At 52.5% G+C, this 14,033-nt stretch carries 14 protein-coding genes; 2 read left to right on the top strand and 12 right to left on the bottom strand.

From position 1 onward, the window contains the following. Positions 1 to 43: 43 nt before the first annotated feature. The 6 genes from E3E37_RS02595 to E3E37_RS02620 form a co-directional block, all read right to left on the bottom strand. Positions 44 to 1,900: an ABC transporter substrate-binding protein gene (locus tag E3E37_RS02595; RefSeq protein WP_167715320.1), complete on the bottom strand. Its 1,857-nt coding sequence runs from the start codon at positions 1,898 to 1,900 to the stop codon at positions 44 to 46. A 91-nt stretch (positions 1,901 to 1,991) separates the two neighbouring features. Beyond that, positions 1,992 to 3,203, bottom strand: a complete 1,212-nt coding sequence (locus E3E37_RS02600; RefSeq protein ID WP_167714620.1) for a hypothetical protein — start codon at positions 3,201 to 3,203, stop codon at positions 1,992 to 1,994. A 92-nt stretch (positions 3,204 to 3,295) separates the two neighbouring features. Then, positions 3,296 to 3,868 carry a CBS domain-containing protein gene (locus E3E37_RS02605; protein ID WP_088864489.1) on the bottom strand — a complete coding sequence of 191 codons (573 nt, stop codon included), beginning with the start codon at positions 3,866 to 3,868 and terminating at the stop codon, positions 3,296 to 3,298. A 261-nt stretch (positions 3,869 to 4,129) separates the two neighbouring features. Then, entirely contained in the window at positions 4,130 to 4,999 is an 870-nt protein-coding gene (locus E3E37_RS02610; protein WP_167714622.1) for a DMT family transporter, read from the bottom strand. Between the two features lie 57 nt (positions 5,000 to 5,056). Then, a complete protein-coding gene (locus tag E3E37_RS02615; RefSeq protein ID WP_371731666.1) occupies positions 5,057 to 5,968 on the bottom strand; it encodes a UbiA family prenyltransferase in 912 nt (303 codons plus the stop codon). 19 nt (positions 5,969 to 5,987) lie between these two features. Further along, positions 5,988 to 6,782, bottom strand: a complete 795-nt coding sequence (locus E3E37_RS02620) for a winged helix-turn-helix domain-containing protein (protein WP_167714626.1) — start codon at positions 6,780 to 6,782, stop codon at positions 5,988 to 5,990. A 133-nt stretch (positions 6,783 to 6,915) separates the two neighbouring features. Between E3E37_RS02620 and E3E37_RS02625 the strand changes: the two genes are divergently transcribed. Beyond that, entirely contained in the window at positions 6,916 to 7,665 is a 750-nt protein-coding gene (locus E3E37_RS02625; protein WP_167714628.1) for a hypothetical protein, read from the top strand. A 105-nt stretch (positions 7,666 to 7,770) separates the two neighbouring features. On the opposite strand, the gene E3E37_RS02630 is transcribed toward E3E37_RS02625, so the two are convergent. Next, positions 7,771 to 9,531 carry a hypothetical protein gene (locus E3E37_RS02630; protein WP_167715322.1) on the bottom strand — a complete coding sequence of 587 codons (1,761 nt, stop codon included), beginning with the start codon at positions 9,529 to 9,531 and terminating at the stop codon, positions 7,771 to 7,773. A gap of 114 nt (positions 9,532 to 9,645) precedes the next feature. On the opposite strand from E3E37_RS02630, the gene E3E37_RS02635 reads away from it, so the two are divergent. Continuing rightward, on the top strand, positions 9,646 to 11,109 hold the full coding sequence (locus E3E37_RS02635) for a DHH family phosphoesterase (protein WP_088864495.1): 1,464 nt from the start codon (positions 9,646 to 9,648) through the stop codon (positions 11,107 to 11,109). On the opposite strand, the gene E3E37_RS02640 is transcribed toward E3E37_RS02635, so the two are convergent. Genes E3E37_RS02640 through E3E37_RS02660 form a run of 5 tightly spaced genes read right to left on the bottom strand, consistent with a single transcriptional unit; the run spans position 11,110 to position 13,735 of the window. Continuing rightward, positions 11,110 to 11,319 carry a PRC-barrel domain-containing protein gene (locus E3E37_RS02640; protein WP_088864496.1) on the bottom strand — a complete coding sequence of 70 codons (210 nt, stop codon included), beginning with the start codon at positions 11,317 to 11,319 and terminating at the stop codon, positions 11,110 to 11,112. 41 nt (positions 11,320 to 11,360) lie between these two features. Then, positions 11,361 to 11,879: a hypothetical protein gene (locus E3E37_RS02645; protein ID WP_167714630.1), complete on the bottom strand. Its 519-nt coding sequence runs from the start codon at positions 11,877 to 11,879 to the stop codon at positions 11,361 to 11,363. Further along, positions 11,876 to 12,514 (bottom strand): DUF120 domain-containing protein, encoded by a 639-nt coding sequence (locus tag E3E37_RS02650; RefSeq protein WP_088864498.1) that lies wholly within the window; start codon positions 12,512 to 12,514, stop codon positions 11,876 to 11,878. Before E3E37_RS02650 ends, E3E37_RS02645 begins: the two co-directional genes overlap by 4 nt. Then, entirely contained in the window at positions 12,511 to 13,080 is a 570-nt protein-coding gene (locus E3E37_RS02655; protein ID WP_167715323.1) for an endonuclease V, read from the bottom strand. Before E3E37_RS02655 ends, E3E37_RS02650 begins: the two co-directional genes overlap by 4 nt. Before the next feature lie 31 nt (positions 13,081 to 13,111). After that, on the bottom strand, positions 13,112 to 13,735 hold the full coding sequence (locus tag E3E37_RS02660; protein ID WP_167714632.1) for a haloacid dehalogenase: 624 nt from the start codon (positions 13,733 to 13,735) through the stop codon (positions 13,112 to 13,114). Positions 13,736 to 14,033 lie beyond the last annotated feature (298 nt).

Raw genomic sequence — 14,033 nt, forward strand, 5'->3', positions numbered from 1 at the left:
TTGGAAAGGGGCTTTTTAACGATTGCCCGGAAATTGAAAGGTATCAGCCTCCGGCAGAGGCCGTGGCGTTGCACGCGAGGGGCTGGGGTTGGTAGTTGAAGACGTCCGGATGCAGGTATTCGGCTATCTCCTCAAGGCCGTGGACTATCCTCGGTCCCGGTCTGACCACGAGGTTTTCATCGCTGAGGACGTAAACACGCCCGTTCTTGACGGCATCGACCTCTGACAGTGGGCCTGAGCAGAGATCCTCTGGATTTACCCCTGCATTCGGGGAGATTATAATAACATCCGGGTTCCTGGCGATTATCTGTTCCTCGCTTGCCGCTCCCCATCCGCTTACATCGCCGAATACGTTCTCACCGCCCGCGAGCTTTATGAGGTCGTCCACAAAGGTGCCCGCACCGGCCGTCCAGTAGCCGTTGTAGTAGCTGAGGATGAAGAACGTCCTGACCTTTGGCTGCCCGGCGACCATGGAGGAAACGTAGCTCACCTTGGCCTTCATCTCGGCTACTACGGACTTGGCCCCCTCCTCGCGGTTCGTCACCCTGCCCAGAAGTTCGATGGCACTGTAGATATCTGTGATGTTCTTGGGATCCACTATGATGACGGGGGCTATCTTCTCCAGGCTGCTGAGGATGTCTTCGGAAAAGCTGTCGGCGAGTATGAGGTCTGGCTGGAGGGAAGCGATTACCTCCAGGTTTGCGTACTTTCCGTAGCCGCCAACGCTGGTTATGTTCTTCACAGCGGGCGGGAAGTCGTCGTAGTCGGTCACTCCGACGACCTTGCTTCCGGCGCCTATGTAGAACAGGCTCTCCGTTATGCTGGGCGCGAGTGAGACTATCCTCCGGGGCTCGCTTTGAATGGTAACCTCCCTCCCGGCAAAGTCGGTGACGGTGATGGGATAGCTCACCCTGAATGCATTGGGGTGGAGGAGCTTTGCCACAGTCTCAAGCCCTTTAACAACGCGGGGACTTGGGTGTATCAGGTCGTTCTCGTTCTCAATCATATAAACCCTGCCATCCCTGGCGGCCTTTGTATTCGCCAAGGGGCCGTTGTAAACGTCCTGAACGCTCATACCGCAGTGGGGGGTGAGCAGTATCACATCCGGATCGCGTTCCAGCACCTGCTCAGGGCTCACCGCCGGCCATCCTTTGGTGTCATTGAAGATGTTTTTACCACCTGCCAGTTCAATGACGTCGCTGATGAAGGTTCCGCCTCCGGCCGTCATGAGCGGATTGTTCCAGACCACGTAAAAAACACCAACCCTGGGCTCTCCAGACACCATAGAGCTTACTGCCTTTATCCTCTCCTGAAACTCAGCCGTGGCCTTTTTGGCTTCTCCCTCGGTGTTGAAAACCTCTCCTAGGAGCTCAAGGGCCCTGGGAATGTCGCTTATGCTGTGGGGGTCAACGACTATAACTGGGGCTATCTTTTCAAGATCGCCGAGGATTGCCATTGAAAAGCTGTCGGCGAGTATGAGGTCCGGCTGGAGGGAAGCGATCACCTCCAGGTTTGCGTACTTTCCGTAGCCGCCAACACGGGTAACGTTCGCAACTCCCGGCGGAAAGTCATCGAAGTCGGTGACTCCCACTATTCTGTCAAAGAGACCGAGGTAGTAAAGATCCTCGGTTATGCTCGGGGCGATGGTGACGACGCGTTTGGGTTCGGATTCTATCGTGACTGTTCTGTTGGCAAAGTCGGTTATGGTTACGGGGTAGTGGCTTTCCACGGAGGGCGTCGTTTCCGGCTCGGGAGTGCTTGAAGTCGTGATGGTGGACTGTGAGGTGCTCTCACCGGGAGTTTCACTGTTTGTGGTCGTGGTGGCATTTCCAGCGATACATCCTGCCGCGACGACCGCTCCCAGCATCAGGAGCATGAGCAGGAGGGCGGTCTTTTTCATGGACATCACCTGGATTATTTGTCCATCACTGATTTGGCTGGGGGTATATAAAGTTGTTGGATATTTTTGCCAGGTAGAAAAAAGAGAATGCTCAAGGCCTCTTTATGAGGAGAAACATCAGGGCTGCTGTTCCAATGAGCAGGACAACGATGACTCCTATGATCCAGAGAGGCGCTCCTCCGGAGGTTTGGGTTGTCGTGGTGACCTCACCGCTTGTACTTTCCTGCACGGTGGTCGTTGTTGTGGTAGATACGGTGCTCGAGGTAGTTCTGGTTGTGGTGGTTGTCGTTCTCGTTTTTTGGGTTGTAGTTGTAGTCGTTGTTTCCACAGCGGGCTTCATTTTGGCGGCCTCCATAGTCGCCCACTGGAGCAGGTTCGTAACGAACTGCTGGCCGTCGAAGAGGTAGCTGCCGTACCTGTTAATCCATATTGGAACCGGACTTCCATATGGGCTTTCGGCGCTGACTATAAGAAGGCTCTCCGCGCCGTTGGGAAGCTTTACAAACTCGGCCGCAAGGAGCGTGAACAGTCCCTGCTCCCATGCCTTGTATGCCCTTGCCTCGGGAGGGTAGTCGTCCTCTATCACTCCATTGCCGCTGGTGGTGACTATTCTGTAGACGCCCTCAGGGATCTCTCCAGCCACGAGGGGATGCCATTTGCCCCCATCGTCTATCCACGCTAGGATTCCCGGTTCATGGAACAGGACCTTGCCAATCTCACCCTGGTACCCTCTGTTGAGGACATTCGCGTTCGGGGTTTCTAGGTCAACCCTCACAAAGCCTGAAACGTAGGCACTCTTTCCCGCGTTGCTGAAGGTGTCCTTTGCAGTAGCGTAGTCAATTCTGAGCTTTGCTCCCGGTATTGCTGAGAGGAGTTCGTTGGCATTGCGCTGTACGTAGGCGCTCTCCTTTCTGTCGCAGTCGCCGGAAACCCAGAGAACCTTTCCCCCCTCTGAAAACCACTTTACGATGGCGGCAATTTCTTCCTGTGAGAGACCCTTCCATAGCTGTCCAATTATCAAGACGTCAACGTTTTCCAGAGCATCGTAAGTGACGGTGCTTCCAAGATGGGTTACCTTTGCTTTCCTCAGCTCTGGGCTGTATCCTATGTAACCCCACTCGTACCATGACAGGGTAGGTATAATGCCCTCCGCAACGATTCGACCGGTTGTTGGGTCAACTATGGGCGAGACAAGTGCGACCGTTCCCTCATCGTGTGAAACATCTACGGCTATACTTGCGGCGCTGACGTGGTGGGAGAAAAGGATAACTAAAACAATTAATGTGATTGACTCTCTCTTCATCGGCTATTCCCCCGCGTACTTCTACCCCTTAAGAATACTGTGGTGACGTACGATAAAAACGTTTCCAAAATTGGAAAATGGTGGAAAGAACATTACTCCTTTTCCCTTCCGATTCTGAATATGTCCACCCTTGTTATGATGCCCTTTACCTTTCCCTCTCTATCTTGAACGAGAACCGCCGGATGTTCCTCAAGCAGGTACTTGACAACCTCCAAGTCTTCGTCCTCGTTAACTATTGGAAACGGCTCCTCCATGACCTCCATGACCTTTCGGTCGTAGATGTCCTCGTACTCTAAGCTCTGTCTTACAAGGGTCTTCTCGGTAACCGACCCCACCACCTTGTTGCCAGCTATAACAGGAATCTGGGAGATGTTGTGCTCGTTCATTATCTTGATGACGTTTTCGACAATTTCGTAGGGTTTGACCGAAATAACAGGGGATGACATGACGTCTTTTGCCTTGAGCTGTGCCTTCTTGCATTCCAGCAGGGCCTGCAGAATCCGGTTAAAGGTTGAAAGCCTGGGGTCAACCTTCCCCGCCTCAAGTTTGGCGATGTAGGCCTGTGTCACCCCAGCCTTTTTCGCAAGTTCCTCCTGGGTTATGTCGAGTTCCTTTCGGATTCGCCTTATATCCTTGGGATCTATGGGGCGGGGAATTATCACCATACATAACCACCGGTTATTTACTTCAGTCCTGGAAGTTATAAGCCTTCCTCAGAAGGGCGTCGAAGTGTGGGCCGGGTACAGAGGCCCGCGTTCATTCGCTCGCGCGGGTGGATGCCCCCGGCCCTGTGGGCTCGGCGTGAGCACACTCCGCTCACGGAACCCGATGCCTCGCGGAGGCGGGTAAACCGAGCCCATGAGGAGACTACTGTCCCCTCACTGTCGGCGATTAAATATCCGGGTGAGAACTTAAAAACCTGAGCCTCATGCCGTCGAGATGAGTATCACCCCAAGGATCGCAAGGACGAGGCCTTCGAGTATCTTCCTGTTGGGCGGTTCCTTGAGGATTAATATCGCCAGGGCGGAGGCAATTATTGGGTTCACCGCCGATACCGGGGCGGCTATCTGGGACCCTACCTGGTTTATCGAGTAGACGAAGAGGTACTGTCCAAGGAGCAGCCCCGTGGCAGCGGCCCCTATCAGGAGGAGCGCCTCCCTTAGTGTTATCCTCCTCAGCTCACCGGCGTATCTCGGCAGGAAAAGGGAAACCGCCAGAGCCGCGAACATCATCCTTATCCCTGCGAGTGTGAGCACATCCACGTAGCCGGTTAGCCAGTCCATGGTGAGTATCGCAAAGCTCCATGAGAGGGGGGCGAGGAGCGCGAATACAAAACCCCTTGGGTCAATTCTCTCTTCCTCCTCGGCCCGGCGGACAACGACTATCGCCGTGACGACGAGAACCGCTCCGATTATCACCTGGAGACTTATTCTTCGGCCCAGGAAAAGAAACGCCCACAGTATGGCCCAGAGTGGATACGTGGAGGTTATTGGAACCGTCCGTGAAACGCCCATAATCTTGAGGGCGTTCAGGTAGAAGTAATCGCCGATAACGAAGCCAAAGGCTCCGGAGACGAAGGCCACCGCGAGGAGCTTCGGGGACAGCTCGGCAACCTTCGAAAAGGTGCCGTTGGCCAGGAAGATGGCGATGAACATGACCGAGACTGCGTAGAGCCGGAATATATTGGCCGCAACGGGGCTTTTGTGCCTCATACCAGCTTTTATCAGTATTGTGGATGCCGCCCATGAGAAGGCCGATGCTAAGGCCGCCAGAACTCCGAGGATCAGGCTGTCCATGTAAGAACCGCTGACGTTTAGCTTAAAAACTTAGCGTTTCGATGGTGGACGAAGAACTCATATGGCCATGGCCAAAGGAAGGGTGTAGAACCACTCCCCGTCGACCCATACATCGAGAATCTTACCGGGACGGTAGTTCCTGCGGGTGAAATACAGGATGTAAGCATAGCCGTTCATAATAGCAAAGACCAGCACTGGCAGGTACTCTCCAAAGTATCCAAGGCTGTGCGCCACCACGAGCCAGGGTATGAACGTTGAGTTCAGCAGGAGCAGAAGGGCTCTGCTTCTCTCCAGACCCAGCTTCACGGGAATAGTCTGTATGCCGTTTATCCTGTCCCCCTCGATGTCCCTGACGTCGAAGAGCATCGTGTTTATCATACTCTTCATGAAGAAAAAGTAGTAGATGAGGGCGACCTTCCGAAGTGGCACTTCGCTGGCAACCAGATAAGGAAGGAACGCGGTTCCGTTCGCCCAAGTAATGGCTATTATCAGGTTTTTGACACCGGTGATATCTTTGAGCCGCGGATAGCCTGGGAGTAGCCTGATGCTGTAGAGGGCACCTGCAACTATAGGGAACAGAACTACCAGAACGGCCAATGGGCTCGTAAGTGCGCTCAATATAACGGCCAGAACGAGGGACACAACCACTGCGTATTTAAGCGCCTTGGCGACCCTCTTTACATAGCCAACCCTTTCCGGGTTGTTGACCTCGTCCTCCTTGATGTCGGTAAGCTTGTTGATGCCGTAGACGCTGAATACCAAGAGGAACGTGGCGACCAAGAGGTTCCATCGAGGGGATACCCCGTATAACAAGAATGAGAGGTAAAGTTTAAACACACCGCTCGCGGCGAGAAATATCGATGTGGAGATGAGAAAATTGAGCAGACCCAAAACTAACCCAAATCCTGAGCTAACAGCGCTCCCCTGAGAGCATCGGGTATAATCGAAGGAAAGCCTCATACCCTTCATTAATCTGTGATTAAACCGGTCAGATAACCCTCTCTGCCCTCCTTCTATAATACTCGAAGAGCTCTATCCCCCATTTCTTGGCCCGCTCGGTGGTGCTTATCAGGTCGTTCATCATGTCGTAGGTTCCGTTGGGGAGGAACAGGCCTAAGGACAGGAAGTTATTGGTCACGGTGAAAGCAACCTTCGGGTTCTCATCTATAACGTATAGCCTGACATTCGGAAGGTTCCGGACCTTTTCGACGGCCTCAGGGGGAGACAGCTCGATTAGCTTCTCGTAAACGGTTCTGGTCGTTATTATCTCAATGTCCACATCCTCCCCAAACGCCAGCTCTAGGAATTCCTCAGGATAATCGGCAAACAGTATCGGAGAGACTCCCTTAATCCATTTGGACGTTCTTATGAGCTCCATATAAATTTCATGGGGCAGCTTCAAGTACTCCGGCGTTGTGGTATGGAGTTCCGAATCCCTAAGATCGCCTATCCTCAGCAGAAGTTCTTCCGGAATGCCACTCAAATCGTGAGAGAGCCAGAATTCCTCAAATTTTCTGATGCTCTCAAGGGCCCCCATTATATTCTTTACCTGGAGGGAGATGAGGTATCCTATGTTGGTGAGCTGGTACTGTTTAGTCTCAGGGTCTTGGATTATGAGCATCTCATCCATAAGATCACTGAGGGCGTGTGATATGGTGGATTTGGTTGATCCCACTTGGCTGTGAATCTCGCCGAGGGTTTTTGGGCCATCTGAAAGGGCGAGCAGCACTTTATGACGCACGCTGGAGGTTATAACCATTTTGAGCACGTTTTCAGGATTCATGGCGTCTCCTCCCGTTCTTTTTTCGTTGTCCTCCTAATAAACTTTTCCCGAATTTGTAATTTTTGTTCGATTAGAACAATTTTGTTGTTGAAGAGCAAAAACGTTATATACCCAAACGTACAAATGAGGTAGCGTGGAACACATGAGGGTGGTAACGTCCGGAATAGACTACATAGACGCTGCCGTTGGCGGTGGAATCGTGAAGAACTCCAGCTTGCTGGTAATATATGACTCTTTTTCGTTAGGCTGGGCATTGCCCTTTGAGATACTGAAGCATCAGATATCAAACGGGGCTCTGGGGATTATCATAAACTACAACCTTCCCCTTCCAAGGCTGATTTTGCGCGCCAACTCCGCGGGTCTGGATGTTGAGAAGGAAGGTGAGAAAGGAAACCTCGTCATAATCGATGTGTTTGGGTCGAGGTACGGCTTCCATCACCCCGAGGATTACGTTTATCGGATAGAGGGCTTCAACCCGGAGACCTACATTCCAAAGCTTGAGCAGATATACCGCGGAATATTCAGAAAAACCGACAAGACGGAGGTCGTTGATTTCGTGTTCTCGCTCGATGGAATGGCATTCGAAATCGGGGAGGAGAGAAGCATAAAGCTCACCAAGCGTCTCCTTTCCAACCGTATCATAAACGGCAGGCATCTGTTCTCGCTATATCTCCTTGGGGCAGATAGAGTTTCAAAAGGATTTCTCTCCTGGAATATCGAGTTCAGCGATTACGTACTTGAGTTCTCCAGTAAGAAGGGGGATTACGGTATCTCCGAGCAGATGTACGTTCTTAAGTCCCCTCTGGCCAAGTTCGAGCCCAAGGCTTACAGATACGATACCAAGCATCAGAACATCATGCCGCTCGTCGCTCCACGGGGCTGAGGGGCAGGGTTATAAATCCTCGGACACAAAGCCAAATGTGTGATGACCTCGGCAGAACTGACGTCAGGATGATGACGATCTTGAGTGCTGATGGATAAAAAGAAATCAGCGGATGATAATGTTGAGCCTCCTCAGCTCTATCCTTATGCTGTACTCCTTTGAGACTTCCCTCAGGATACGTCTTATGGCGTCTTCGATGTCTTTTTTGATTTTGCTGTCCGAGACCCCCGAGAACGAACCGAAGAGGCCTCCTGTCTCCTCCCTCAGGAAGCTGGCTTCGATATCGAGCTGAATCGTTGAATCCTTAATCTCGTGGTTCAGCTTGAGCCACTTGAAGGTAACCCTCGGAATCAGTTTCATCTCCGCGTGTATCCTAGTCTTTAAGGTCTCAATGGCGGGCTCGATGCGCCCCTTAAGCATAGTCTCCTCGGCTTCTTTTTTCTTCTCCTCGGTGAATGGTGCCAGTTCGTCTATTCCCGCCTGCTTTAGAAGCTGCTCGACCTCTTTTTCGAGGAGCTCCTTCTTTGCTAGAACCTCCGCGGCTTTGCTCGAGGTCACTACCGTAGTCTCCCGAGCGGCCTTGGATGTGACTGCAGGAGTGAGAACCTCAACGTCAATGTTGTGCACCGTTATGTAGCGCTTGAGGGACCTTCCGAGCTCCCTGGCGTGCCGGGTGAGAACGTCCCTGGCTATTCTCTCAACGGCTTCCTTGGCCATTCCAGCCTCAGCGACCATCGATAGGTTTATCTCGAACTCCCTCCGCCCCTTCACATCAAAATAGGCCTTTTTGACCCGGATTCCAGCACTCTCTATTTCCGTGATGACCGTTCTGGCGTATGCACTGAAGTAGGGCCATACATCCTCAAGAACCGCGAGGCTTATTCTCCCGTCTTTTGTAACGTTACCCGTCTTCTTTTTGTCCTTGTCAACGATCTCCTGGGGCTTCACTTCCTGACCATCTATAACAACACTTACGTCCTTGACTATCGGTTTAACCTCCGCCTCCCTCAGGAGAACCGGAGCGTACTTGCTGACCGCGTGGAGCATCCTCTTCTCTGCTATTTCTATATCCCTTGCGCTTCCATCGGAGTTCCCGTAGATGCGGACGTTGAGGTAAGCCACCCCTTCACCGACGTTGGCATCGAACTCAATTCTGTTGATTCTCAATCCCCTGATCCTCTTGGCCTCCTTGAGCAGGTCTTCTGCGTAGAGCTGGAAGGCCCTCTCAGGAACACTTCCTCCACTCAGGTTAACCACAACCTCGGGCTTTCCGGCGGGGGCTGCTTTCTTCTCCTCCGTGGGCATCGGAGCTGGTTTTGGCTCCTCAGGTACAATCTCTTGTTTTTTCTCGGCAGCTTCCTCGGCCCTCTCTTCGGCCTTTACCTTTTCGACTACTGGAAGTGTTGCTGGGATTTCACTTTTGGTCACCGTCGCGGTTGCCGTTGCCTTCATTTCCTCAGTCTTTGTCGGTGGTCCTTCCTCCCCCGTTTCAAAGAACTCTGCGAGTGATGTCTTCGGAGTCTGAACGTAAACATCAACGTTATCCGCTATGGAGAGTTTGATTTCCAGCTCATCGAGGTCATACACGTCAACGACCATGGGTTTACCAATGAGTGACTTCAACACGCTGATTGCCTCTTCCCCGCTGAGGTTCTGCTTCTTGTCCACGAGGAGACATTCCGCGGCCAGAATCTTGGACCTGTCGAGGAGTATGGTAAGGTAGTACTTACCGCTCGAGTCCTTGGCAAATATCTTTAGAAACGCTCCGTTGCCCTTCGAGAGACCCTTTTCAACGAGGTTCTTCAGCTCCCCCGCCGAGGTCACTACCACGTTCTCCATGAGCGGCTGCTTGTCCGGCAACTGCATAGTCATCACCATTAGCTATATATATCCCTCCATCAAAGAAATCCCGAAAGGAGTTCACCGTCTTAGTATATTGGCGCTTGTATTTAAACATTATTGTGCAAAAAGGTGAGAAACATGCGGGTGCTGATACTTGGAGGTGGCGCAATCGGCCGCTCGATAGCGGAGTCCCTCAAAGGAGAGTTTGAGGTTATAATCATTGAGAAGGATCAACTCCGTGCAAAGGCCCTTGAGGATAGCGGTTTCCAGGTCGTTCAGGGCGATTTTTCATACACCGCGACACTGCTGAAGGCGGGTATAGACAAGGCCGAACTCGTTATAATCACCACAATGAACGTTGACACCATAAAGAAGACCGTTTACGTCATAAGAACCAACAACAAGGAGGTTCCCATACTAACTGTTCTTCCCGATGAGGTCAACCTTGATGAACTTGTCTCACAGATAAACGAGGAGTTCGAGGCGGAGGTCAAAGTTGACTACGCGATTTCCCCAAGGAGTGCCCTCAAAGATGCAATGGTTAAAACAGTTATGATGCTTGGCGAAAAGAAGAACGCAAACCTTCTCGTGAGGAAACTCAAGGAGCTCAAGTCCAAAAACGATTCAATCCTCATAGTCATGCACGATAACCCTGATCCGGATGCCATAGCCAGCGCGACAGCGCTCAGCGTCATTGCCCAGACACTTGGCTTCAAGACCCAAATCGTCTACGGCGGGGAGATAACCCACCACGAGAACAGAGCATTTGTCAACCTTCTGGGCGTTGACATAAGGAAGATTTCTCGCGGTTCCTACGAACTCAAGCGCTATCCAGTTATAGCACTCGTTGACTGCCAGCCAAACGGCAACCTAACGGTACTGGAGAGTAGCGACTACGAGAAGATAAAGATACTCATAGACCACCACCAGATACTCCAGCACCTTCAGGAACTCCTCCCCGATGATGCTTTCCTCGATATTAGACCCGAGGTAAATTCCTCCTCCGCCATACTGGCCGAATACCTCCGCACCCTCAATATATCGGTCTCACCGGTTCTCGGAACGGCCCTTTTCTACGGCATATACATAGACACCAAGAAGTTCTCCAAGCTGAGCCACGTTGACCTCAAGGCCATCGAATTTCTCGCGGGTAAGGTTGACTACGAGCTCCTTGACAAAATAGAGCATCCCGACATAAGCACCGAAACGGCTGAAATACTCGCCAAGGCCATAATGAACCGCCGCATATACAAGAACGTCGTCATCAGCAACGTCGGTTTCATCACCAACCGCGACGCCATAGCGGAGTCTGCCGACTTTCTCCTCCGTCTGGAGGGTATAACGACGGTTCTGGTGTTTGGAATCGTTGACGACAGAATAGAGATATCTGCGAGAACCCGCGATGTACGGGTCAACATCGGAACCGTTCTCAGGGAGGCCTTTGGAGACATAGGTAGCGGCGGAGGACACGCGCAGTCAGGTGGTGCCAGAATCCCGCTTGGAATATTCAAGCTCGCAAAGGACAAGAACTCTCTCCTCAGACTGGCGGAAGAGGCCATAACAGAAAAGTTCCTGGACGCGCTAAAAGTTAAAGAGGGCTGATTACTCCTCTTTTGCCTTTACAAGTATTATGTCCCCAATCGCGGTGACCCTGTCGTAGGGAACGCCCACTTTCTCCCCCGGGAGGCCCAGAGCGAGTATTCTAGCTTGTCCCCTGTCAATTTCAATCAGTATCTCGTCAACGTACCCAATGTAGTAGCCCTTGGTGTTGTATATCTGCTTCCCGTAGAGCCTTGAGAGGCGCATCACCATTTTAATCACCGGATTAGGTTATCGGTGAACGTATTTAAACGTTACCTCCGTGGAATGTTTCTGGCCATGTTGAAGGCCCACCTTCCAAAGACCGCGAAGAACGCGAGTATGGCTCCCATGACTCCAATCGTAAAAAGACCCACAACGGCTCCTTCGGTCCCCTGGAGTGGCTGATAGCCCTTAAAGACCAGCATGGCAACGGCAAAGCCTCCGAAGTAGGTCACGGGCACGAGGAACATGTCGAAGAAGCCGCTGGCTCCGACGAACATCATAGTCACAATTACAATGGCAAGGAACGCGTAAATGTCCCGGGATGCAACGGGCTTCACCATCCACAGACCGGCGAGGAGAGACGTGGCGGCAAAACCCAGCGGAAAGGCGTACGCCGATGCCCTGCTCTCGATGGGGTACCTCGCTCCAATGAGGGCACCGAGCAACATACCCGCGTATATCAGGTACACGAAGTTTTCGTTCCCCATGGGAGAGTACATGGCAACTGCCATTATGAACCCGAGGAAAGAACCAACACCGGCCCATGTTAGTATGGACTTCCAGTTCATCCTTTCACGACCCTCACCGTTATCCTGTCACCGTCCCTCAGGCTGAGGACATCCCTCAGACAGACTGGGGCAACTATCTCTGCTATCTTGGGTGGATGAACCGTCCGCGACGGTATCACTATCGCCCCCTCGACGTCCCCTATCTGAACGCGGTAGGCCTTGACGTCACCGAAGGTTCTTCCCTCCTTCACGAATCCTGGAAGGATAACCGGCCTGACACCACAGAGTGCATCGAACACGGTCTTTGGAAACAGCACCCTGATGTTGAGAGTTCCGGGATACGGTTCAAATCCTAGGTATTCTCTAATTAGGTGGGCATATTGCCTGACGTAGTACGCGCCCTCCCCTATTCCGGAGATGACCTCGCCTATTATTATCCCGTTGTAGAGGGCCTCTGAAATGGCTTCACACAGATTTTCAAGGAAAGTCAGACCCTCATGGCTGATTTCCACGTACGTTTTTCTTCCCACCACCTCCTTGTCCACGAGCCCCTCTTCCTCCATCTCCTCAAGGAGCCTGAGAACGGACTGGGGAGAGGTTCCCAGCTCGCTGGCGAGTTCCCTGAGGGTAATTTTTATCTTCTTTCCAATGGCTCCCTTTCTGGCCAGCAGTATGAGCATCTCTATCCTCTTCATGAGCCTCCCCTCTTCGATAGCCTGTCGGCGAGCCTGAGTGGCTTTGGATAGCCTCTCTCAAGCAGGGGCTCGATGAGCCTCACCGCAGAGTCCAAGTCGATTAAATGGCCGACGCTTACATAAGCTTTTCCCACCTTCCTGAAGTCTTTTTCCGGGACTCCCCTCAGGGGCCTCTTGGCGACCCCTATCACGGGCCTTCCGAGGAGCAAACCGATGTGAGAGGCCAGTCCATAGCCCCTGGGATGCGCTTTCCCGTGACCCTCCACGAGCAGGAGGTCGAATTCTTCCCCCCTCAGGGCCAGCAGGATAGGCCGGGTCTCCCTCAGAAAAAAGAATGTGGGTATATAAGGGAACTGAACCTCGGTCTCTACGACCTTCGTCCTCATGACCTCGCAGTCCGGGTAGGAGCAGAGGACGAAGGCAGTTCTTGCGGTCTCTTCCCGGTAAGAGACATCGACCGCCGCGATTGTTTTTACACTTTCCTGCCCGAGCGGTCTCTCCTCTATCCTAGACGCCAGCTTTTCTTGGACCTTCCTGATCCTCTGGAGCTTCTTCTCGAATTCCATAATCACATAATCACCGAATTATGTAATTATGTTATCGTTTTCTCCCAATCGCGGTTTCCAGCTTCTCTTCCAGCTCCCTGCTCAGTTTGGCCCTCGTTAGGTCCTCAAGGGTTCTCTCAAGGATGTGTCTGGCCTGGTCCTGCTTGCTCCGGATGTTTACGAGCCCCTTTGGATACTCCAGAGTCATCAGCTCTTCGTAGATTTCCTCCATGAAACGGTACACGTCCTCTGCCTTCTCGATGTCCCCCTCCAGGAGTAGTATCAGGAAGCGCCTCCTCAGCTCTCCGATGAAATCCCCTATTCCGAGTGCGTAGTCCGCGTGCGGTACTCCCAACTCTGCTGGAGAGGGGAACGTCCCGCCGGTGATGTACGCGAAAAACAGGCTCGCCTCCACAAACTCCTGGTGGGCACTCTGGACATAGCCCGTAAAGTATATGTCGGGATGTCCGCTGAGCTTTTCCCTCAGTTTCGTTACCCTTTCACCTGCAAGTTTGAGGCGGTCGAAGGCCTTTTCCGGTTCGCCGCGGTGGAGGGCCTTTATCGCGTCCCCACTCAGGCGGACTATCTCCCTCGTGAGCCTCAGGGCCTCTTCCCTTAGAACGTCTTTCTCGTCGAGAACCGTCCTTATCTCCTCGATTATCTCCTTCATCTCCATACTCTCACCGGAGGATATTGGGGAGAACAGGTTAAAAATGTGGGCTTGGCCATCCCCCACCGTCATCGAAGGCTCCGCCACCCTCGGGCGGTCCGGAGACCAAGCCCTGTCCGCCCGGCATCGTCGCACCCCATCACGGCCGCCCAAAAGCTCCGGGGCCCGGGCCACCGGGCGTCGTCGGATGCCGTATGGAGAATTTTCGAGAAAAATTTTAAGAGTTTTGGTATTAATAACTCTCAGGAATATTCGGCTTCCGAATTCATGCCGAAAAATATATAAGCGAATGAACAGACCCGTC

This window comes from Thermococcus sp. ES12 (genome assembly GCF_012027515.1).
In the GTDB taxonomy this organism is placed as follows: Archaea; Methanobacteriota_B; Thermococci; order Thermococcales; family Thermococcaceae; genus Thermococcus; species Thermococcus barossii.